Consider the following 20,945-nt stretch of genomic DNA (forward strand, 5'->3'; position numbering starts at 1 on the left):
CCGGAGGGCGATGCCTACCGGGCTGCCCTGGTTAACTTCCGCTGGTTTGCCAACGCAGTCTGGACGACGGCAACCACGGTGGAAAAGCTGAACAGCGCCCGAGACCGGTAAGGAGCAAAGTGATGCATGACTCCCACCCCGCTCCGCTCATGGACGGTTATCATTCGATAGACATCGACGGAATGGAGCAACGCTTTTTCGTCGCCGGTTCGAGAGACGGACCCGTATGCGTCGCGCATTCGGGTGGTCCCGGCATTGCCTGGGAATACCTCAGGATGCTTGCTCTTGAGGAACGGTTGAGGATGGTCTACATCGAGCCGGTGGGCACGGGCCAGTCGGGCAGGTTCGAAAGCCATCCTTACGGCTACGACGTGGATACATACGCACGTTTCCTCTACGGCCTAGTCGAGTATCTCAATCTGCAGAAGGTATATTTGCTCGGGCATTCGCACGGCGGTTTCGTCGCGCAGAATTTTACCGTTGCCCATCCGGAAAAGTTGGCTGGTCTAATTCTCTACGACACCGCACCCGCGGCGGGGACGGAGCTCTTTGCCGAGGCAACACGCAACCTCGAGTCGTTCCGTCAGCGCAACAAGGATAGGCCCGAGACCGCAAGCATCATGCGGGCCTGGTATTCTCTGGGCGGCATCGCCGGCGACGCATCCTTCCGCTCCACCCTTTACAATCTGTTTCCCGCCTATTTCGCGGATTATTGGAAACGCGAGGAAGAATTCCGCGCCTTGCGGAATGCCGTTACGGGGTCGTATGTCGGATCCGCCAAGCGTTTCGACAACACGGACGGACTGGCGTTGATCACAGTACCAACCTTGATCCTGGTGGGTGTCCATGATTTTATCTGCGGACCTCGCTGGGCATACGAACTGCGGGACGGTATCCGCGGATCGCAGTTGGTCAAGTTTGCCGAGAGCGGGCACTTCGCTCACTTGGAGGAAACGCAGCGATTTGCCCACGTCTTGGGGGAATTCTGCGGGGCACAAAGAGCTGCATGAAGAAGACCTTTGTAAGCTCTTTGTTCAACGAATGCATTTTTGCTGCAATCCAAAAGCTGCCGAACCTCTAATAGTTTTCAGACCGTCTACATGTACAAGCAAAGCAAACTTGTTTCCCGAAACAAGGAACCGTTTGACAAAGTAATTCAGAGAAACCTGAATTTGTATGTGTTGCCGACAATTGTCGCCAGTTCAAGAAACGCTTGCCCGTTGCCGGCCAGTGGCGGGAAGCGTTTCGATAATGACTTTAGAACTGATGCCGGAACACGGCCGTGCTTAACGAGTTGCCGTGGATCAGGAGGACCGGCAGGTCGCCATTGCCGATCTCCTTGACGGCAATCTTGCCGTGCGACGTCATGACGATGTGTTGCTGCGCCAAATTAGCCAAATGTCGAGCCTTGCGTTCCCGGTTCTAGTATCGAACCCGATACGATTAGACCAAATAGGGCGATCCGGATTGAACGGTAGCAGCACCGTTGGCATCTTTGTTCTCCCAAAAGAATCCCGGGAGTTCGCCACTCCGAGCACGGCCTTTCATCTTTGGCGTTTGCATCCCAAAACTGAGCCATCCCGACAGGACCGCGGCGCTGAAATATTGCGTTTCTGCTCCTCGCTGAATGGCTATGGATCCAACATGGTTTCGATTTCCCGAGAAACGTTGGCGGACGGAACGTTCCTCCGTTCGGCTCGAGAATTGGTCGCAAGTGCAGGCATCGACATGCATGTGCGGACAGACGAGGAGCTTCATTCGACACTCGCAGAATTCGTCGCCGGCCGTCGGCAAAAGAACGTATGGGTTTTTTAATACGGTTCGCTGATGTGGAACCCGGCACTGAACTACGCAGAGCGGCGAGGGGCGGTGCTGCCTGATTTTGGCATCGTTGTTTTTGCGTATTGGATGTGGCGGGCCGGGGAAGCGCTAAACAACCCGGACTTACCCTTGCTCTTGATCGAGGGGGAAACGCCCAAGGTGTTGCTTTCCGTCTACCCCCCGGCCGATCTGGTCGGAAATCAAGGTCGACACCGTGCCAGTCCAGACGGTGGCGTTTGTCGCGAACCATGCGAGCAAGCGTTACAGGGGTGGCATATCCGACGTAGACATCGTTTCCGCCCTTTCGAGCGCGAAAGGCGGTTTGGGAACGGGTCTTGAATATCTCGAGGAAACCCTGAGCCATCTCAGGGGACTGGGACTTTCAGACGGCCATCTTGAGGAGCTGTCAGGTTCGATCCAATTGAACTCAAAACCGCGATGAGTTGCCTAACTCGTGATCGGCAGTTTCGACGTTGCACCAGGCTCGATCAGCGGCAATTAGTTTTGGTGAACACAAGAGCTTACGCAGTGGGAAAGTGCAAGCGATCTGGGCGCGTTTCGCTGTCACAAACCACGCGCAAGCCGAAGAAGCAACGTTGCCGGAGCAATCCCGGGGACGCGTGGTTCCTGCATTGGCTGTCTGCTCGATAGGCATTTTTATTGTCCCACAAACATTCCGGGAGTTTATTGTCCCACAAACATTCCGGGAGTTCGTCAAACCGAGCACCGCTTTTTATCTTTGCCGTTTGCGTCCCAAAACTGGGCCATCCAGACAAGACCCTGGCCTTGAGATGCCCGATGACCAACAGATCATATTGCCGCGTCGACGTGGTCCGGGTCGTTTAATGCCAAGTGGTCGTCACACGACTGCAAAAAACGATAGCACCATTTCTCGGCTGGCCGCTGCAATTCACATGCCGGGACCGTGCCCCTAATGAAAGGTTCTCCATGCCCACTCTTTTCGATCCCATCAAGGTTGGCGATATCGAACTTGCCAATCGTGTCGTCATGGCACCCTTGACGCGCAATCGTTCGCCGAACGCTGTTCCGACTGACTTGGCTGTAACCTATTATACCCAGCGTGCAACCGCCGGGCTCGTGATCACCGAAGCAACTGCAATTTCGCACCAGGGACAAGGCTATGCCGACGTTCCCGGTCTTTATGCGCCTGAACAGCTTGCGGGCTGGCGCAAGGTCACGGATGCCGTCCATGCTGTCGAAGGGAAGATCGTCGTCCAACTGTGGCATGTCGGCCGCGTCTCCCACAATACGCTCCAGCCAAACGGCGCAGCGCCCGTCGCACCCTCCGCGATAACGGCAAAAGCCAAGACCTTCCTGATCGGTGCGGAGGGCCCGGGTTCTTTCGTGGACACATCCCCGCCGCGAGCGCTTGACCTGTCGGAGGTTCCAGGCATCGTCGAGGACTATCGAAAAGCCGCACGCGCCGCCATCGATGCAGGATTCGATGGGGTTGAGCTTCACGCCGCCAACGGATACCTGATCGATCAATTCCTGCGGTCGGGCAGCAATCGCCGTACTGACGATTATGGCGGCGCGATCGAAAACCGCACGCGCTTTCTCGCTGAAGTGCTCCGGGCAACCGCAAAGGAAATTGGAGCGGGACGAACCGGCATCCGTATCTCTCCGGTCACTCCTGCCTGCGATGCGTGGGATCCCGAACCGCAACCTCTCTTCACCCACGTTGTTGAGAGACTGGCAGTTCACAATCTCGCCTACGTGCACATCATCGAGGGTGCGACGGAGGGTTCGCGCGACTTCCAGCAGGGCGACAAGCCGTTCGATTATGCAGCTCTGCGCGCGGCATACGGGCAAGCCGGAGGCAAGGCCGCGTGGATAGTCAACAACGGTTATGACCAGAAACTGGCGGAAACCGCAGTGGAGAACGGCGATGCCGATTTGGTGGCGTTCGGTAGACTGTTCATCGCCAATCCCGATCTGGTCCAGCGTCTGCGCGAGCACGCTGCGCTCAATCAGCCTGATCAAGCGACGTTTTATGGTGGCGGGGCGAAGGGCTACACGGATTATCCCGCGCGGCCTCGATAGCGTGACGGTGCCAAAGCCAAGGTTGGTGCGAACCTTGTTGTTTGTCCTTCTCGCTACAACGTCTGCAGCGGCACATGATGCCCCGTCGGGGGGCATATGGATTTGAATGCTGTTCCTCGATGGATTGTTTTGAGGGACAGGACCAAAACGTCGAAACAGCGTCTAGCGGCTTCCGGATCAAGAACACGGGTGAAGTCATTCCCCTTGCCGACAAGCGCGTGCCTGAGGTCCAATTGAAACTGACGAAAGTCCGAGGTGGCATGAAATCATACAAGGAATGCGCAAGCCCCCTATGACCCTTGCGTCCTAATAGGCCCTGTTCCTGTGGTTCCGTTTGGAGAGCGTCAAGCCACACGGGCTGGGGACTACCCCCACGAACGCCACCTTGCAGATAATGGAAGGCTTGGCATACGCAACTCACACTGTCGGACACCTACCGTTCACAAACCCACACCTCAGTCAACCATGGGCACTCAACTGACTGAGGTGGTTACAGGTCAGGATTATGTCTCGTCACTTGGCGCCAGCCCATCGAACACCTCGAGTAGAGCGACTGCGATTGCGCTACCGAGGGCATTACCACTGTCTCTAATAGCATCCTCCTGCATGTCACGCGCAGCCATAGCAAGGGCCGTGCCTTCCTCGCTCACAATCAGTTTGGCTCGTTCAATTGCCCAGAGAGCGAAGTCGCTGCGATTTTCGATAGTGATTGTTTCCATGTCTGCCTCTTGGTGAATGTTAGGGTGATGTGACATTCGTCGTCACAGTCACCCAACCGCAAGCTTATATCCTCATAGCTCGAAGTCTCCGCTGGTTCCAGTGCAGGCAACAATTACCGCCCCGGTCGCCTGTGGGGCAGCCAATTCTCCACGAAGACCGCGCCGAAGCGGCGACCATCTTTGCGTGGCGTGCCAATCAGAGAATGCTTTGGAAGCGACCCGTATGATGGGCGCGATGGCAACTCCTTTGGAGGACACAGCCGTGAACCATTTAGACAAGATTAGGACGTTGTTCGTTCTGTGGTCCCCTGGTCTGGTGGCGCTGGCATTTACCACCAGCGACGTATTCGCCCTTATTGACCCCGTTTACAGCTGCATCGTTCAAATAATGCGCTGTCGCTGCAATCAAAATCCTCCCCCGGATGCAAAAATGACGGCGTTTTCTCGGCTGATAGGGTACGACATGAACAAAGATCTCCAGCAACGTTGGACGAATTTGAGCGCAGCTCTTGTCTGCACGTCACTTGTGGCATTCCCCGATTTCGCTCGCGCCGAAACGTGTCCTTCGATCGATGCCTGGCTTGAGCTTATTCATGAAAGAGGCGGTCGGCACAGGTTGCTCGATGCGGTGGAATTGTCCGACTTTCAAGATAAGCTCGAAAGGGGGACAGTCGAACAGCATCGTCCTTGGACATCCGCTATCGTGACGGTTTTCCCCGATGGCAAAGGGTTGGTGTTACTGAACGTGAACACTGAAGTTTGCGGCGTCATAGAAGTCCCGATAGATCGCAGGCCATCGCTGCAAAAGCCCATCGTTCTGCACGGCTGACCGGGATGCCGTCCTTGCTGGGCGTGAAATCCTGCCTGTCCGCCCCCCACTCACCAGTTGGTGCGACCTTCCTGATGCACAAACGGTCCCAACCGTCCAAGAGGTGCGTCTTTGGTTCAAATCTTTCGAATTGGCCGATGCTGTAGCTTCGCGATGACGTCCTCCATTGACCCCATCGAGGAAAATACAAATGCGAATCCTGATTGCCTCCCTTCTTTCTCTTTGGCTCTGCCCGCTTATTCCGCCGATCATCGCGTCCAGATGCTCAACAAAACCCTGGATGGTCGGATGATGGGTTTCGAGCCGATGATCGTCCATGCCGAGCCAGGAGATACGGTGACGTTCGTTGCGACGGACAAGGGTCACGATTCCGTTTCGATCAAGAACGGAATTCCGGAAGGACAGGCTGAGTGGAAAGGAAACATCAGCAGCGACATCACCGTCACCGTGTCGGCCGAAGGCGTCAACATGTACGAATGCAACCTCGACAGCCTGAAGGCCATCAAGTATCCGGGCAAAGCGAAGGCTGTAGCCGACGAGATCTTCACGAAGATAGCTGGCGGGGGACAGTAGCGTTCCTCACGTTTTCCTCCGGAGAACACCCAGTCCGTCAGCTGGATTTTCTACGGTGACACGGCCTTCCCCGCTTGACTGGTTTTTTCGGCCAAGACTAGCGACGATGCTGGCCCTCTCCATAGCATTGTGGATGAATTTGCCGCATCCGCTGCCCGCCATAGACATGCTCATATGTAGCGGCGATTGGATTAAATCATGCGCGACACCATATTGTCTGAAGGAGATATCGCAGAGGGACTTTATCGGAGCAACAGATGAGCATCCTTGAACACACACTTAGGAGGCCGCTAGTACGGATTTCGACTCTTGTTGCGATTGTGACCATCGGCCTTGTTGCATTGATCTTGCCTGCGTCGGCGGCAGATTGCAGCGCCAGGCCCGCTCCCGGGTTAGACTGGAGCGATTGCAGGAAAAACATGATCATGATCCCCCGGAGTGATCTTGAGGGGGCTAACCTTGTCAATACCGATTTCACCGGGACCGATCTCAGTCATTCCAACTTGAAGGCGGCCAACCTCTCGGAGGCAAGTCTCCTACGCGCCTCGCTGGCAGATGCGAATGCCGAGAAAGCCAATTTTACAGAGGTCGAAGCCTACCGAAGCAGTTTCAAGCACATTTCTGCCGATTCAGCATCCTTCAAGAACGCAGAGCTGCAGCGCACCAATTTTACAGGTGCCAAGCTCACCGGAGCAAATTTTGAGAAGGCGGAATTGGGACGCGCCGATTTCGACAACGCAGTTTTGACTGGTGCTCGATTCTCATATGCCGACTTGTCGCGCGCAGATCTCACCCAAGCGAAATTTGAAGGGGCGCTTCTTCTGGATCACACTTTTATGCTGCTCACCAGAATAGAGGGGGTGGACCTATCTGCTGCACAAGGGCTGCACCAAGACCAAATTAATCACGCCTGCGGCGATGACAATACTAAACTGCCGCCCGGCCTGAAAACCCCATCGGCGTGGCCATGTCCACCTGATGAAGCGGATTAGCAAAAAACGGGCCGTGAATCGACGCTACTAATCCTGTTCAAACCAATCGATATGCGAAAGCATCACTTTCCTTGGTTCAATGGTCATACTCCAGACATCGTGGGGAACACCAGCTTCTTTCGACGAACTCGACACTTGAGCGAGTATCATCTGTGCGAGCCACGCCGTATCAGGAGTACCTCGTCAAATGGAATTCCGTACACCAGCATTTCCTCACGTCACCTATTGAGGTCAAGAATGGCATTATTGAAGTACCGAACGCGCCCCGGGCTCTCGATGGAAATCGATGAGCACAAGTGGAAGCCGAGGAAATCGTCTTTGCTTGAACTCCCACAGTCAACCAACACCCAAGTAGTTGCGCGCCGCGCGCGTGCAAGCCATTGGTGCCGGACAACCTGTTCGTGGCACGGCCATCAGAGCCTGTTCCGCCTCCAACTGCATGGCGATTCACCGACGAGCCGCGTGAACAACCGAGTCATGTGAGATTGGTCGGAAAAGCCGCAAGCAAGGGCAATCTGCGCAGCGCTGATGTCGGATGTAGTGAGCATTGCCTTTGCCCGCACAACACGTTGTTTGATGATATACATATGTGTCGCCTCTCCAAAGCTTTGCTTAAATGCGCGCTGAAACTGACTGGAACTCAGTTTGACCAGGCAGGCAAGATCGAGGACTGAAATGCGATTGTGCAGATTTGCATCGACGAACTTGGCAACCTTCCGCATGCGGCATATTCCCAAACCTCCCTGACCTCGCCCCCGGTCAGTTACGGGGCTTAGATGCATCTTTGCTTCGATCGCTAGCACCGCCTCGACAGCGTATATGTCGGACGTACCGTTATCGATGCCCCAGGTGCTCGATATGAGTTCACGCAGTATGGTTAGAAGTTCGGTGCCAGACACCGGGCTTGAGAATAAAGGCAAGACGACACTATCGGCCGCGCGGATTAATTGCATCTCTGATCGCATTCCACGAAACTCCATATTGGGGCGTCAACACGTTGACGGGCCAGAAACTCCGATATTTCCAAGCCCATGACGATCAAAACATTCGCTGATCGTGAGATCGGAAAACGTTGATCGTTGATCTCTTAGCCGCAGAAACAGCTTCGAACGCTAATGTGTGGCCTGGAGAACCGCTGGTTGTTCGACCGAAGTCTAAAGCCGGGATAGCGGGGATCACATGATGCCGATCGGCCAAGTACGGCATGAGGTTTCGGAACATGTGCGAGGAGGTCGGAAAGCCGTTCAGCAGCGATACTGGTGCGCCCCCAGGCCTTGCCTCCCGATGGAAGATATTCCCGGCCTCTATGCTGGGCGAACGATGGTGTATGACAGGCGGAACTCCGATTGCGCTGGATGGGTCTTTTATGGAAACGTCCATGTTATTTCCCTTACGGTGAGAGAAACTGACTCTGCCCCCGCATAATTACGTGCGGGCAGGCCCGGGAGCCCGTTAAGTTTTGTTAAGAAGTGCTCCCTGGATGGGAACCTGCAGTTCACAAGGCGGACGCAATGTGTATTCGATTGGCAGCTCGGCCAGGTACAAGGCGATCGGGCAATCGACGGTATGACCGGGTTTGTGGAAGGTGGACGCCCAACTTGGAGGCTGTCGATTCGACATTTATGAACCGGTCGGTTAGTCACCTGGAACCAAGGTTGGCATCATTCTATTTTGCTTCTGCTCCAACGACAGGAGTTTGGTTGATGGTCGGCAGGCAAGCAGACGTCATCCTTCTGCGATGGCCCATAAATCTCCGGACATGCTCTCCCACATAAGCGAGGTAATGTGCCGCTTGTGATCAGTCACAATCCTAAGATGGAAGTCCGGTCGGGTCCTGAGCACTGCCGTAGTTGGTCGACTGCTGACAGACACCATTGTTACGACTGTCAGGGGCCTCCCGCCATTTCCACCGACCAATATTTGCTGTATTGCGTTAACATCTACCCGTACCGCCGGTGCGTGAATGAACAGCCTCGATCAACCCGTCGCAATAGTCGTCCCGCGAAACGAGTGCGGTTTTGCGCGCGACGCTAACAAGGGCACGGTTGGATATGGACACGACGAGTGCAGGGCGGACCAGGCGGATTGCAATCGTACTGGGCTCGGGCGCGGGTATGTATCTCAGCTTCGGTATCGTCCTGATCTACGGGTTTAGCGTTTTTATCGTGCCGATCGCCGAGGACACTCAGTGGGACAGGACTTTGGTGGCCGCCGTCGTCGCACCCATGGCCATCGTAAACGGCCTTATGTCGCCTGTGGTCGGCGCATTGACGGACCGGTTCGGCCCGCGCAGGGTGCTCACCGTATCGTCGGTGTTGATGGCGATCGGCCTGATCGGGGTCGGGGTCGCATCTCAGAACCTGCCAATTTTCGTCGTCGCCCTCGCCGTGGCGAGCTTGCTGGGCTCCGGGCAGACCGGTGTGCCCTATACATATGTGGTGGTCGGATGGTTCCACGCACGGCGTGGCCTCGCGCTGGGAGTTATGCTTTCCTTCGTGGGGCTCGGGATCGCGACCGTTCCCTCAATCCTTGCGATTATAATCTCCGAATGGGGCTGGCGTTTTGCCTTCATGGTGGCTGGCCTGGCATCGATGGCGGTCACGCTTCCAGTCGCGCTCTTTGTTATTCGCGACCCACCCGTGGTGCCTGTGAGCACAAGAGCAGAGGGCTGCACGGTTCGTCAGGCTGTAGCGACGGCTAGCTTCTGGCTGATGTTGGGTGCTTTCTTTCTCAATTACTTCGCAGCCGCAGCCGGATCAATTGCGCTGCCCGTCGTGCTGGTCGATCGGGGAGCCAGTCCAGCAAATGCAGCCTTGGTCATGAGTCTTGTAGGATTGAGCTTCATTGTCGCGCGCCTCGGCTTTGGGGCGTTGCTTGATAGACTGCCCCCCGTCCCACTAACCAGCCTGGCCTCTCTATCACCGGTTGCCGGTCATCTGATTCTGTCGAGTTCCGAGGGGCAAATCCCGGTCTATGTTAGCGCGGTCTTTTTCGGCCTCGCCACCGGAGCCGAGGGCGATGCAATCGGATACCTGCTGTCGAGACGTTTCGGAATGCGAAGCTTCGGCAAGCTCTACGGCATCAACTACATGGCCCTGGCTGTGGGCGCTGGCCTTGGTTCGGCATCTCTGCACATCATGGCCGCCGAGGGCACTCGCTACGTTGAGACCTTCACGATCTTTGCGGGCATCGCATTGATTGCTCCGATCCTGCTTATGTTGGATAGCCGTACCCGATCGCTAGCGCGCTAGCTTAAGCTGGCGCTCGCCGCGAATTCGGCTCGATAAGATGTCGCACCTCGGGCCGCGGGCGGCGCAACGGTGGCCATCTCCGGAGAGGATATTATGCAATCTATTGAAAATCTGGCCAAAGCAGGGCATTTTTGGCCAATCCGCGACAGGTGACGTCACTTAGACGTTACCGATTGAGATCATCTGATTCGGGATCGATACCTAAGTGCTATTGCTTGAAATTCCGTCCGGGGTCAGTCTCTGCGTCGACATCGGAATTGCTGGGATGGTCATCACATAGTAGACCACATGCGATGGGTGCAGCGGGAATGTAGTGGCTGACTTGGCCTACCAGTCCAAATTCCTGCAAGCCTTTTCGTGGCAGGGTTCATCGGATCGCCACCTATGAATTTTATCGACGCAATTTGTACCGTAGGTTTTGATCCGGAACAGAAGCGGTATTCACATTCAGGGGAGTAAGTTGGCGGACGAAAGTTTGGATGTCGTGGTCGGGATCAATAGCGCGCCCTACACCAGCGGCGCAGGGCTGGCGTTCGGGCCTTTTCTCCTCTTCCCGTCGAAGCGCCTACTTGTGGAGGACGGACGGCACGTGGCCCTCGGCGGCCGCGCCTTCGACCTTCTGCTGGCCTTAGTCGGCAGGGCTGGCGAGGTCGTCAGCAAGGAAGATTTGATCACCTTCGCTTGGCCCAAGTTACTCGTCGTGGAAGACATCACGCTCCGCGTCCATATCGCCGCGCTCCGCAAGGCCCTTGGCGATGGGCTGGGCGGTCGCCGCTTCATCGTCGGAATTCCGGGTAGGGGCTACAGTTTCGTTGCCCCCATCTCGCATCAGGGTAGGTATGGGGCCTCTGCGGGGGTTAAGTCGGCGATGGTGCCCTTCGACAACCTGCCCACGATCCTCACACGGATATTCGGCAGGGACCGCTTCGTCGCGACAATGGTCTCGCAAATTCCCCAGCGCCGGTTCATGACAATCGTAGGATTCGGCGGCATCGGAAAGACCACGGTCGCCCTTGCAGTTGCTAGCATCCTGCGTTCATCTTATCGTGACGGGGTACGTTTTGTCGATTTGGCGCCGATCGCCGACCCGACCCTTGTGCCTAGCACGCTAGCTTCGGTGCTCGGAGTGACGGTCAGCTCCGGGGACCCGCTACGCGCTCTAGTGACTTTCCTACGCCAAAAAGGGATGCTCATTGTACTCGATAATTGCGAGCACGTCCTGAAAGCCGCCGCGGCTCTCGCGGAGAAAATCTGTGAAAGCGCTCCCGATGTGCATGTTCTGGCAACCAGTCGCGAAGCGCTACGCGCCCGAGGTGAGTTCATCCAGTACCTAATGCCGTTGGAAACGCCGAGCGAGACCGAGGGCTCGACCGCTGATGCTGCTCTGGCCTTTCCTTCTGTTCAGCTGTTTGTAAACCGGGCGACCGCGACACTAAGTTCATTTGAACTTTCAGACTCTAACGCGTCGACGATCTGTAAAATATGTAGGCGGCTGGACGGCATTCCCCTTGCGATCGAACTGGCCGCTGGCCGAGCGGACACGTTCAGCTGCGGGGAAATAGCGCGCAGACTGGACGACCGGTTTCGCCTGCTCACACGCGGCCGCCGCACAGCCCTGCCGCGTCATCAGACACTGAACGCGACGTTCGACTGGAGCTTCCAGCTCTTGCCCCGACCCACGCACGCGTTGTTTCGGCGGCTTTGCGTTTTTGCAGGCGACTTCACCCTGGAAGCGGCGGTCGAAATCGTCGCTGGCGGCGATTTGCCCGCATGGGCGGTATCCGAGCATTTGGTGGACTTGGTGTCCGCATCGCTCGTCGCAGCGAACATTAGCCACGAGACCACATCATACCGTTTGCTGGAATCCGCGCGGGCCTATGCCAAGGAGCGCCTTTCGGAGAGCGGAGAGCTGGACGAGAGTTTACGGCGGCACGCCCGGTACGTCCTTGATTTTCTGGAGCAGGCGAATGCTCACTCCGGAGAGCGGTCGAGCGCCGACTGGATCAACGCCTATGGCGGGCAGATCGACAACCTGCGCGCCGCGCTGGATTGGACCTTCTCACCCGCGGGCGACCGGCAGCTCGGGGTGGACTTGACCATCGCTGCGGTGCCGCTCTGGTCCCATCTGTCACTCAATGAAGAATGCCGTTGCCGCGTTGAGGCCGCGCTCTCAAACTTGGAAACCGCCGAGGGGCTTCCCGATCGTCGTCGGATGCTGTTGTTTGCCGCCCTGGGCACAACCCTCCTTTATACGGGGGGGGCTGGCTCAAATGCGAGCCAGATGTGGCATGGCGCTTTGGAGATCGCCGAGGCCCTCGGGGACATCGACTACCAGCTTCGCGCGCTGAGGGGACTTTGGACCGCGACCATGACCGCTGGCCATCTCCAACGCGCGACAGCGTTCGCCGAACGGTTCGAAAAGCTGGCCCTTGATTTAGCGGCAGCCGACCACGCTCTGCTTCTGGGGCGAATGAAGGGTATGGCCTCTTTCTATGTTGGAGATCTGAGGGCTGCGCAGATGCACATCGAGCATGCGCTTGGCGCCTTTCCCCCCACCCAAAATGGCTCGCAAGTCCTTCGGTTTCAGTTCGATCAGACCGTCATGGCCCGTGTCAGCCTAGTGAAGATCCTCTGGCTGCAGGGGTTTCCGGATCAGGCCCTGCTAATGACGGAGCAAAGTCTCCAAAGCGCCGTTGAGGTGGAGCACGAGCTCTCCATCACCTACGTGCTGGCGTATGCGGCCTGCCGGATTGCGCTGATCACCGGCGACCTTCCTGGCGCGGAACGCTATCTTGCGATGCTGTCGCGACAGGTGATGATCGACCCATTGCAGCAGTGGTCACTGCTGAGCCAATGCTGGAAAGGAGCCATTCTTACCCGGCAGGGCGAGGCGGCTTCCGCCACCAAGGTGCTTGCGGCTGCGGTGGAGCAGATCCCCGAGGGCTCCTTTAGCCTGCACCACACCCGCTTTCTCGGGGAGCTTGCCTTTGCCACGGCGCTGTCAGGTGAACCAGGAAAAGCACTGGAGACCATCAATCTGGCGCTGGACATCGGCGAGCGTCGGAACGATCGTTGGTTTCAGGCTGAGCTTCTTCGCCTCAGTGGCGAGATCGTCCTGATGGAAGGAGGGCCGAATGCCATCGCAATATCAGAAGCGCAATTTCAAAAAGCTCTCGACCTTGCAGCTCGCCAAGGCGCATTATCATGGGAACTCCGCGCTGCAACGAGTCTGGCGCGGCTGAAACGTGATCGTGGGTGCCGCAAGGAAGCGCGCGCGTTGCTAGATGGTGTTTACGTTCGGTTCACGGAGGGCTTTGCGACGAGCGATCTGAGAGCTGCGAAGGGTCTCCTCGACAGCCTGGCATAAGCACAGACCGGCGCGTCCGACCTAATACCAAGTTCCTTAAGGTGTGCTTCCAATGTGCGCTCGGTGTCGCTTTGCAGCCATCAACGCGTAGGGGTAGGGGTATCAAGCTCACTCAGATCAATCGACGCAAGCTGTTTGTCGCCATTCATAATCTGGCTGAGATGCACCTTGTTACCCGCCGCAATAAATGCGGGCGTCAGCCCGGCCCCTTGGAACAACTCAAGCGAGGGGCTGGAGACCACAAGGGCCTTAGATTTGTCCGTACGCGTGGGTGACTTGTTGCAAGTCAAACTGGTCCGGCCCCGCAGATTATTACTGTTGCAGTCATCGCCTCCATCTCAATTGCGCGCAGACCGTCAAGCCAACAACGCGGATAGATAGATCGCTGTCATCACGAAAACAACGAGATCGGTTGCATGGCGACATTCTCTTTGGTGTGTCGCGGCGCATTCGTCATGTGTTAAGCGCCGCGAGACCCATGAAAACCCCCCGGCCGGACCGGCCGGGGCGATCCAGGAGCTGGACTGACAAGACTAAGCACACCGAGCAGCCCATCGCGATATTGGCATAGGGATCAAAGGTGGCTCCGCCGTTGCCGCACCAACGGAGGACGCGACAAACAGGAAGTCGGGTTCTTTATCCATGAAGCGATCAATCAGCCGGGGGTAAACAAACTGACCGGACGTTCGCGGGTGATCCATTTCATGATCTTATCTCCGTTGGGTTGAGGGTCAGCGGCACGGTCAGTGCGCCGATCGCATGCCAGACTGTGCAGGTGATGACTTCTCAACGGAAGAGAGACCTGAAGAAGTATTGTTGATGTGGATCGTTCATGGGGGAGAGCACTCCGTCGTCAGTCGTAGGCGCGCGTCTTCCGCGCTCGGAGGAGTGGGGGCTATGGGAGGCTGCATGTGCCCCGTGCGACCCGCCGCGATCGTTACCATGGTCACCGCCGCCAAAGCCTCGACCACCATCTCCGCCAAAACTTCCGCTGTGGCCGCCGCCACGTCCGCCGCCGCCGTGACCTCCGCCGTGAGCCGTTGATTCAGTCGCCCATCCGGCCGCCAGCATTGTTCCTAAAGCCAATATCGCTAAAGTTGTCGCTGTCCTTTTCATTATTTATTCCTGCTTTTCTAAGTTCTCGATGTTTGCGTAAACTTATACTGATATGGAGGCGGCAAGTCCGAGGCAGTATAATACGTCGGTATAACTCCATTTATCTGGTTGTTTAACATCCGCGACGGATACCCTATCGCGCCTCAAATTCCGAAGAGGCGATTGCACTCCAGTCGGGCGTGCCGCTTAACGAGATTTTACGACGAACAACACCGCAGGACCTGTGCTTTGGTTATAGGCATGGCGTCCCCCCGATATCGCGGCCCCGTCCCCACTCATCCCGGAGCGGGGGCGCTTTTCATATAGACATCCGGCCGTGTGGGATCAGGTACCCGTTTGATCGATTTTATCGGAACAAGGACACGTCTGGATTGCGCTCCGGGGAGCTGTTGACCGCAAACGGCACACAATGTCATGATGTCGCCGGTGCATATACTCTGGGCACGCTTACGATCCGGTCGGTGAGGTTTTACAAGGAGATTGCCATGAACGAAGAGGCTCTTAATACCTCGCTGCGCAAATTCCTCAAAGAGGTCGGCGTCACCTCCCAGCGCGAGATCGAAAAGACCATCCGCGAGGCTATAGCTGATGGTCGGCTGAAAGGCAGCGAGACGCTGTCAGCCAAAGTCGTGCTTACCGTAGACAAAATCGGACTTATCCACACCATCGACGGAATGGTTGAGCTTCAATAACGGCTGCGCTGAATTTCGAAGATCACTGCCGTGTGTGGCGGGAGAAAGGCGTCACCTGGCAAGCCAGCAAGCCTCGAGTAAGATTGAGATTGCCCTCGAAACTGGCACCTGCGGGGGCAATGCGGCGCTACGCGGATCTGTCACGCTCAGGCCAAGTATCGGAGAGACCGTCCCAGAACAATTTCAACGCGGTCAATACAAGCAATCCGTAGCAGGCGCGATACATCTGCCGCTGGTCGAGACGCCATGAAGCCGCCAACCCATCCATACGCCGCTGGAAAGGGCCAACATGCAATCGCCATCAGCGCCAGACATCGGCGGTTTGTTTCACAAGCAGCAACCACGGTACAACCTTGATCGCGTTTGCCGACGGTGAAAAACCTACTGGTGGTTCCCCGCGTGGATTTCCTTGGCGCAAGGGAAGCAAATATATCGCAAGCGAGGGACCGCCCGAGTGAGCCACCATGGGTGGTTGTTCTCGGAGGCAGGCGAGCCGCAAAGGTCCATCGCCGAACATATTGCAGATGCAGTGATGTTATATACGAGAAAAAATTCGCCCGGGCTCGACAGGCACCGGTAAGCAAAATATCTATAAAACATGGCCGCAACCACTGAAGACACAATCGCCAACCGCATCAGCCGTATCCTTGCTGACAGGATTGTAACTGGACAATTGGAACCGGGTGCAAAACTGCGGCAGGATCACATCGCCGAGGAATTTGGCGCGAGCCACGTGCCGGTCCGGGAGGCGTTCCGTAAGCTGGAGGCGCAGGGGCTGGCGGTCAGCGAACCGCGGCGAGGCGTACGGGTCGCTTCCTTTGATCTGAAGGAGGTGCGGGAAGTTGCACTGATGCGCGCCGCGCTCGAGGGTCTTGCGTTGCGGCAGGCTGCCCAACATTTGACATCGTCAATTCTGGAACAGGCTGAAGAGGCAAGTGTTGTCGGCGACAATTCACGCGATGTGCGCTCCTGGGAGGAGGCAAACCGGCGATTTCACCGGCTGATCCTCGTGCCATGCGGCATGCCGCGGCTGCTGGCCGCCATTGATGATCTGCATTCGGTAAGCGCGCGTTTCCTGTTTTCTGCCTGGCGATCTGAGTGGGAAGTGCGCACCGATCATGACCATCGCGCCATCCTCGGATTTCTGCGCCAGGGCAACATCGACAACGCCGTTTCTGTCCTTGAACGTCACGTCCAGTGGATCGGGCAAAAGCCTGTCAGAAGCGCTACAGGTTCGACGCGCGACGCTTTCGCGATCGTTGGCTAGCTTAACCCATCGTTGTGGCCTCTCCTATTGCTGTGCAGACTTCCTACCGAAGGCTGTTCGGTTCTCCCCAGTTGTTCTGACAAACGCCGCTCTGATTCAGAGGCCGTCTCTAACGCGGTTGCGTTTTTTGGCGTGCTGGTTAGAATTATAGATAAGTATTGATTCTATCTATAATTTTTCTCACCCGACCGGAAGAACTGAGGAACTCCCCGCATGTCACAAGCATCAAAGTTGAGATCTGTCGATACAGCCCCTTCCATTGGTGATTTGTGGAGTTTTTCAGAGGCCAGTAAAATCTATAATTTGCCGTTCAATGACCTCCTGTTTCAGGCGCACATCGTCCATAGGGAGCATTTCGACCCCAATGCCGTGCAGTTGAGCAGGCTCCTGTCGATCAAAACAGGGGGCTGCCCAGAGGATTGCGGCTATTGCAGCCAGTCCACCCATTATCCCACGGGCCTCAAGGCTTCCAAATTGATGGAGGTCGAGCGCGTGCTTGCCGAGGCTCGCAAGGCGAAGGAGGGCGGCGCGACGCGCTATTGCATGGGGGCTGCCTGGCGTAGCCCCAAAGACCGCGACATGGACATGGTCGTCGCCATGGTCGAGGGCGTCCGGGAGCTTGGCATGGAGACCTGCATGACGCTCGGTATGCTGTCGCCGGCGCAGGCGGCAAGGCTTGGCGATGCCGGGCTCGATTACTATAATCACAACATCGACACGTCAGAACGTTTCTATGGCGAAATCATCAGCACGCGCACTTTCGCCGATCGTCTGGAGACGCTCGCGAACGTGCGGGAGGCGGGTATCAAGGTTTGCGCGGGCGGCATCCTCGGCATGGGCGAGACGACTGATGACCATATCGCCATGCTGGTAACGCTCGCCAATCTGCCGGTTCCGCCTGAAAGCGTGCCGATTAATATGCTAATCCCCATTCCCGGATCAAAGCTTGGGAATGCTGCGCCGGTCGATTCGATTGAATTTGTCCGCGCAATAGCACTCGCCCGCATTCTTATGCCGAAAACCCATGTCCGTCTGTCGGCAGGGCGCACGGGGATGAGCGACGAGATGCAGGCGATGTGTTTCTTTGCCGGTGCCAATTCCATCTTTGTCGGTGATACGCTCCTGACAGCGGATAATCCTGGCGAAGATCATGACGCCGGACTGTTCCGCCGCCTCGGGCTGAAACCGATGGCGCTGGACGCCATTGAATGAGTGAGCGCCTTGTCGGCTTTGAAAAGACGCTTGTTGGACTTGAGCGGAAGGGACGGCAGCGCAGGCTCCTGCAACGCGATGGCATCGATTTCACGTCCAATGATTATCTTGCCCTGGCCAACTCGCCGCGCATCAGATTGGCGATTGCCACAGCAATGGCGCAGGGAGTTGCCGTCGGTTCAGGCGGGTCGCGTCTGCTGCGCGGCAATCACCCCGAGCACGAGGCGCTCGAAGCTGACGCCGCCGCTTTTTTCGGAACGGAGCGGGCGCTCTATTTTTCAAGCGGCTATGCAGCCAATGCCGCGCTCTTTTCAACTCTGCCACAGCGAGGCGATCTCATCGTTCACGATGCTCTGATCCACGCCAGCGCACATGAGGGCATTGCGGCCAGCCGCGCCGAGGCGGTCGCCGCACGGCACAATGATGCTGCGAGTTTTGAGGATGTAATTCGCCGTTGGCGCAAGGCAGGTGGAGCGGGACATCCATGGATCGCCGTTGAGAGCCTCTATTCGATGGACGGGGATCGCGCCCCGCTGGCAGAACTGCTCGCCCTGACAGATCGCCACGATGGCTTCCTCGTGATCGACGAGGCGCACGCGACTGGCGTCTTCGGCTCCGGTGGCCGCGGTCTAGCTGCCGGCATGGAAGGCCGGGACAATGTTATCCTCCTCCACACATGCGGGAAAGCACTTGGCGTTTCGGGCGCGCTTGTCGGTGCAAGCCAGGTGATTTGCGATTACCTGGTGAACCGGGCACGCGCCTTCATCTACTCCACCGCACCTTCGCCGCTGATGGCCGCGGGTGTTCGTGAAGCCCTGAGAATCCTGGTGGACGAACCGCAGCACCGCACGGAGTTCGAGCAACTCTGGACCTTCGCCAATGCACAACTGACGTCTGTGCTCGGATTGGAGGGCAGCGGATCGCAGATATTGCCGGTCATGATCGGTGACAACAGTCGCGCTATGCACATTGCGGAGCGCATGCGGGCGGAAGGTTTCGATATCCGCGCCATCCGCCCGCCAACGGTCCCGGAAGGGACAGCGCGTTTGAGGATTGCCATCACGCTCAATGTCGACCGGCCCGCAATTGTTCGCATGTTCGATACTCTCGCCTCCATATCCGTCGAGGAAGCAGCATGATGCTCCGGTTTGTCGTTACAGGAACCGATACGAATATCGGCAAGACGGTGTTCTCGGCAGCATTGGCCCATGCGCTTGGTGCTGGCTACTGGAAACCCGTCCAGTCTGGGCTCGAAGGCGAAACGGATAGCGAGACAGTCCAGCGTCTCGGCCGGATCCCATCGTCGCGTATTTGCCCCGAGGCTTGGCGGCTCAATACGCCGGCTTCGCCGCATCTTGCCGCCAGAATCGACAATGTCCGGATCGCTCCGGAGGCGCTATCACCTCCGTCAACGCAGACTTCGCTCATCATCGAGGGGGCAGGCGGTTTGCTGGTCCCCCTGACGGAAAACGAGGTGTTTGCCGATGTCTTTGCCCGCTGGCAGATACCGGTCATTCTCTGCGCCGGCACCGGGCTGGGAACGATCAACCACACGCTGCTGTCACTTGAAGCCTTGCGCCGCCGTTCTATTCCGGTTTTCGGTGCCGTTCTCATCGGAGACGAACAAGCGGAGACACAAGCGATCATCAAGAAGCTCGGCAAGGTGAACTGTCTCGGCCGGTTACCGCTGCTTGACCCGCTGACGCCTGACACCCTCGCCCAAGCCTTCAACGATCATTTCGATATTTCCTGCTTTCAGAAAGGTATCCATTGACCTTATCGCCCGTCTGGCACCCGTTTACCCAGCATGCTCTGGAACCGGCAATGAAGCGCATTGTCCGGACGGAAGGCGCCCATCTCTATGATGAGCAGGGACACGCAATCCTGGATGCGATCTCTTCCTGGTGGGTGATTACGCATGGCCATCGCCATCCTCTCATCATGGCGGCGATCCGCAATGCCTGCGAGACCTATGACCAGATCATCTTTGCCGAGTATACCCACGAACCGGCGGAAGAACTGGCAAGAGGGTTGGTCGCTATCACCCCGCCCGGTCTCAATCATGTGTTCTATTCCGACAGCGGCTCGACCTGTGTCGAGGTTGCGCTGAAGATGGCGCTCGGTTTCTTCCACAACGCCGGCTCGCCGCGTTCCCGCATAGTCGTCATGGAGCATGGCTACCACGGTGATACCATCGGTACGATGTCGGCGGGCGAAAGGGGTGTCTTCAACGCCGCCTATGAGCCAATTCTTTTTGGTGTCGATCGTCTGCCATTTCCTATATCGGGACAGGAGCAGGATACGCTCGATGCCTTCGAGACATTATGCCGGGGCGGGCAAGTTGCGGCGCTGTTGATAGAACCATTGGTACTGGGGGCAGGAGGCATGCGGATGTATCCGGCATCACTTTTGTCCGAGCTCAAGGCAATTGCGACAAGGTATGGCGGCCTGATGATCGCCGACGAGGTGATGACGGGGTGGGGACGCACCGGCACTCTGTTTGCCTGTGAGCAGGCGGACATCACACCGGATATATTGTGCATATCCAAAGGCTTGACCGGCGGGGCGCTGCCACTGGCGGCAACCTTGTGTTCAGCAGAAATTTTCGATGCCCATCTTTCTACCGATCGAAGCCGGACATTTTTTCATTCGAGCTCCTACACCGCCAATCCGATTGCGTGCGCTGCTGCCTTGGCCAATCTTGAAGTGTGGAAGAGGGAGCCGGTGGCGATACGGATACGCTCGTTGGAAGCCATGCACCGGACAAGGTTGGAGCGGTTCAGGGTAGATCCCCGCTTTAGCAATGTGCGCCAGACCGGGACGATCATTGCACTTGACGTCAATGTTCCGGCTTCCGGGTACCTTTCAGATGCAGGTCCGAAGCTCAGATCGTTCTTTCGAGCAAGAAATCTGCTTATCCGCCCACTTGGCAATGTGATTTATCTGATGACGCCCTATTGCGTGACCGCAGACGATCTCGACCGGACCTACAATGCGATCGATGAGGCAGCCGACATGTTTGCAGGTGGTCGATGAGCCGGG

At 57.1% G+C, this 20,945-nt stretch carries 17 protein-coding genes and 2 pseudogenes; 15 read left to right on the plus strand and 4 right to left on the minus strand.

Annotated elements, in window-relative coordinates:
• The first annotated feature begins 122 nt into the window (after positions 1-122).
• Positions 123-1,010: an alpha/beta fold hydrolase gene (locus PHA01_RS27360; protein WP_271899426.1), complete on the plus strand. Its 888-nt coding sequence runs from the start codon at positions 123-125 to the stop codon at positions 1,008-1,010.
• Between the two features lie 247 nt (positions 1,011-1,257).
• Here the strand turns inward: PHA01_RS27360 and PHA01_RS27365 are convergent, their stop codons facing one another.
• A complete protein-coding gene (locus PHA01_RS27365; protein WP_271899427.1) occupies positions 1,258-1,398 on the minus strand; it encodes a hypothetical protein in 141 nt (46 codons plus the stop codon).
• Positions 1,399-1,895: 497 nt separating this feature from the next.
• On the opposite strand from PHA01_RS27365, the pseudogene PHA01_RS29550 reads away from it, so the two are divergent.
• From PHA01_RS29550 to PHA01_RS27370, 3 genes and pseudogenes are all read left to right on the plus strand, one after another.
• A pseudogene (locus PHA01_RS29550) lies at positions 1,896-2,108 on the plus strand (gamma-glutamylcyclotransferase); the annotation flags it as partial.
• On the plus strand, positions 2,036-2,263 hold the full coding sequence (locus PHA01_RS29555; RefSeq protein ID WP_417021053.1) for a gamma-glutamylcyclotransferase: 228 nt from the start codon (positions 2,036-2,038) through the stop codon (positions 2,261-2,263). The pseudogene PHA01_RS29550 and the gene PHA01_RS29555, both read left to right, overlap by 73 nt.
• Before the next feature lie 506 nt (positions 2,264-2,769).
• Positions 2,770-3,885, plus strand: coding sequence for an alkene reductase (locus PHA01_RS27370; protein WP_271899428.1), 1,116 nt, complete (start codon positions 2,770-2,772; stop codon positions 3,883-3,885).
• Between the two features lie 503 nt (positions 3,886-4,388).
• Here PHA01_RS27370 and PHA01_RS27375 read toward each other — a convergent pair.
• Positions 4,389-4,604 (minus strand): hypothetical protein, encoded by a 216-nt coding sequence (locus PHA01_RS27375; RefSeq protein ID WP_271899429.1) that lies wholly within the window; start codon positions 4,602-4,604, stop codon positions 4,389-4,391.
• A gap of 223 nt (positions 4,605-4,827) precedes the next feature.
• Here PHA01_RS27375 and PHA01_RS27380 point away from each other — a divergent pair, with 223 nt between their 5' ends.
• The 3 genes from PHA01_RS27380 to PHA01_RS27390 all read left to right on the plus strand — a co-directional run bounded on the left by PHA01_RS27380 (position 4,828) and on the right by PHA01_RS27390 (position 6,998).
• Positions 4,828-5,433, plus strand: a complete 606-nt coding sequence (locus PHA01_RS27380) for a hypothetical protein (protein ID WP_271899430.1) — start codon at positions 4,828-4,830, stop codon at positions 5,431-5,433.
• Positions 5,434-5,586: 153 nt separating this feature from the next.
• Positions 5,587-6,006 carry a plastocyanin/azurin family copper-binding protein gene (locus PHA01_RS27385; protein WP_417021054.1) on the plus strand — a complete coding sequence of 140 codons (420 nt, stop codon included), beginning with the start codon at positions 5,587-5,589 and terminating at the stop codon, positions 6,004-6,006.
• Positions 6,007-6,263: 257 nt separating this feature from the next.
• Positions 6,264-6,998 (plus strand): pentapeptide repeat-containing protein, encoded by a 735-nt coding sequence (locus PHA01_RS27390; protein WP_271899432.1) that lies wholly within the window; start codon positions 6,264-6,266, stop codon positions 6,996-6,998.
• 413 nt (positions 6,999-7,411) lie between these two features.
• Here PHA01_RS27390 and PHA01_RS27395 read toward each other — a convergent pair whose 3' ends face one another.
• Positions 7,412-7,963, minus strand: a complete 552-nt coding sequence (locus PHA01_RS27395) for a helix-turn-helix domain-containing protein (protein WP_271899433.1) — start codon at positions 7,961-7,963, stop codon at positions 7,412-7,414.
• A gap of 1,086 nt (positions 7,964-9,049) precedes the next feature.
• Between PHA01_RS27395 and PHA01_RS27405 the strand changes: the two genes are divergently transcribed.
• The 3 genes from PHA01_RS27405 (at position 9,050) to PHA01_RS27415 (ending at position 15,424) form a co-directional block, all read left to right on the plus strand.
• On the plus strand, positions 9,050-10,249 hold the full coding sequence (locus PHA01_RS27405; protein WP_271899434.1) for an MFS transporter: 1,200 nt from the start codon (positions 9,050-9,052) through the stop codon (positions 10,247-10,249).
• A gap of 460 nt (positions 10,250-10,709) precedes the next feature.
• Positions 10,710-13,616 carry an ATP-binding protein gene (locus PHA01_RS27410; protein WP_271899435.1) on the plus strand — a complete coding sequence of 969 codons (2,907 nt, stop codon included), beginning with the start codon at positions 10,710-10,712 and terminating at the stop codon, positions 13,614-13,616.
• A 1,601-nt stretch (positions 13,617-15,217) separates the two neighbouring features.
• Positions 15,218-15,424: a DUF6494 family protein gene (locus PHA01_RS27415; RefSeq protein ID WP_271899436.1), complete on the plus strand. Its 207-nt coding sequence runs from the start codon at positions 15,218-15,220 to the stop codon at positions 15,422-15,424.
• 127 nt (positions 15,425-15,551) lie between these two features.
• On the opposite strand, the pseudogene PHA01_RS27420 reads toward PHA01_RS27415, so the two are convergent.
• Positions 15,552-15,890 (minus strand): annotated as a pseudogene (locus PHA01_RS27420) (sulfite exporter TauE/SafE family protein); the annotation flags it as partial.
• A gap of 132 nt (positions 15,891-16,022) precedes the next feature.
• Between PHA01_RS27420 and PHA01_RS27425 the strand changes: the two are divergent.
• The 5 genes from PHA01_RS27425 to PHA01_RS27445 all read left to right on the plus strand — a co-directional run bounded on the left by PHA01_RS27425 (position 16,023) and on the right by PHA01_RS27445 (position 20,939).
• A complete protein-coding gene (locus PHA01_RS27425) occupies positions 16,023-16,691 on the plus strand; it encodes a GntR family transcriptional regulator (protein WP_271899437.1) in 669 nt (222 codons plus the stop codon).
• 213 nt (positions 16,692-16,904) lie between these two features.
• Positions 16,905-17,903, plus strand: a complete 999-nt coding sequence (gene bioB / locus PHA01_RS27430; RefSeq protein ID WP_271899438.1) for a biotin synthase BioB — start codon at positions 16,905-16,907, stop codon at positions 17,901-17,903.
• Positions 17,900-19,042, plus strand: coding sequence for an 8-amino-7-oxononanoate synthase (locus tag PHA01_RS27435; protein ID WP_271899439.1), 1,143 nt, complete (start codon positions 17,900-17,902; stop codon positions 19,040-19,042). Before bioB ends, PHA01_RS27435 begins: the two co-directional genes overlap by 4 nt.
• Complete coding sequence (gene bioD, locus PHA01_RS27440; protein ID WP_271899440.1) at positions 19,039-19,677, plus strand: dethiobiotin synthase; 639 nt, start codon at positions 19,039-19,041, stop codon at positions 19,675-19,677. Before PHA01_RS27435 ends, bioD begins: the two co-directional genes overlap by 4 nt.
• Positions 19,674-20,939, plus strand: a complete 1,266-nt coding sequence (locus tag PHA01_RS27445) for an adenosylmethionine--8-amino-7-oxononanoate transaminase (RefSeq protein ID WP_271899441.1) — start codon at positions 19,674-19,676, stop codon at positions 20,937-20,939. Before bioD ends, PHA01_RS27445 begins: the two co-directional genes overlap by 4 nt.
• The last annotated feature ends 6 nt before the right edge of the window (positions 20,940-20,945 follow it).

The sequence above is a fragment of the Candidatus Phyllobacterium onerii genome, from assembly GCF_028331445.1.
In the GTDB taxonomy this organism is placed as follows: domain Bacteria; phylum Pseudomonadota; class Alphaproteobacteria; order Rhizobiales; family Rhizobiaceae; genus Phyllobacterium; species Phyllobacterium onerii.

What these genes read in the sequence shown, in the direction of transcription:
- PHA01_RS27360 (WP_271899426.1), top strand. Translation starts at nt 123, where the DNA reads ATGCATGACTCCCACCCCGCTCCGCTCATGGACGGTTATCATTCGATA.
- PHA01_RS27370 (WP_271899428.1), top strand. Translation starts at nt 2,770, where the DNA reads ATGCCCACTCTTTTCGATCCCATCAAGGTTGGCGATATCGAACTTGCC.
- PHA01_RS27375 (WP_271899429.1), bottom strand. Translation starts at nt 4,604, where the DNA reads ATGGAAACAATCACTATCGAAAATCGCAGCGACTTCGCTCTCTGGGCA.
- PHA01_RS27380 (WP_271899430.1), top strand. Translation starts at nt 4,828, where the DNA reads ATGATGGGCGCGATGGCAACTCCTTTGGAGGACACAGCCGTGAACCAT.
- PHA01_RS27385 (WP_417021054.1), top strand. Translation starts at nt 5,587, where the DNA reads ATGACGTCCTCCATTGACCCCATCGAGGAAAATACAAATGCGAATCCT.
- PHA01_RS27390 (WP_271899432.1), top strand. Translation starts at nt 6,264, where the DNA reads ATGAGCATCCTTGAACACACACTTAGGAGGCCGCTAGTACGGATTTCG.
- PHA01_RS27395 (WP_271899433.1), bottom strand. Translation starts at nt 7,963, where the DNA reads ATGCGATCAGAGATGCAATTAATCCGCGCGGCCGATAGTGTCGTCTTG.
- PHA01_RS27405 (WP_271899434.1), top strand. Translation starts at nt 9,050, where the DNA reads ATGGACACGACGAGTGCAGGGCGGACCAGGCGGATTGCAATCGTACTG.
- PHA01_RS27415 (WP_271899436.1), top strand. Translation starts at nt 15,218, where the DNA reads ATGAACGAAGAGGCTCTTAATACCTCGCTGCGCAAATTCCTCAAAGAG.
- PHA01_RS27425 (WP_271899437.1), top strand. Translation starts at nt 16,023, where the DNA reads ATGGCCGCAACCACTGAAGACACAATCGCCAACCGCATCAGCCGTATC.
- bioB (WP_271899438.1), top strand. Translation starts at nt 16,905, where the DNA reads ATGTCACAAGCATCAAAGTTGAGATCTGTCGATACAGCCCCTTCCATT.
- PHA01_RS27435 (WP_271899439.1), top strand. Translation starts at nt 17,900, where the DNA reads ATGAGTGAGCGCCTTGTCGGCTTTGAAAAGACGCTTGTTGGACTTGAG.
- bioD (WP_271899440.1), top strand. Translation starts at nt 19,039, where the DNA reads ATGATGCTCCGGTTTGTCGTTACAGGAACCGATACGAATATCGGCAAG.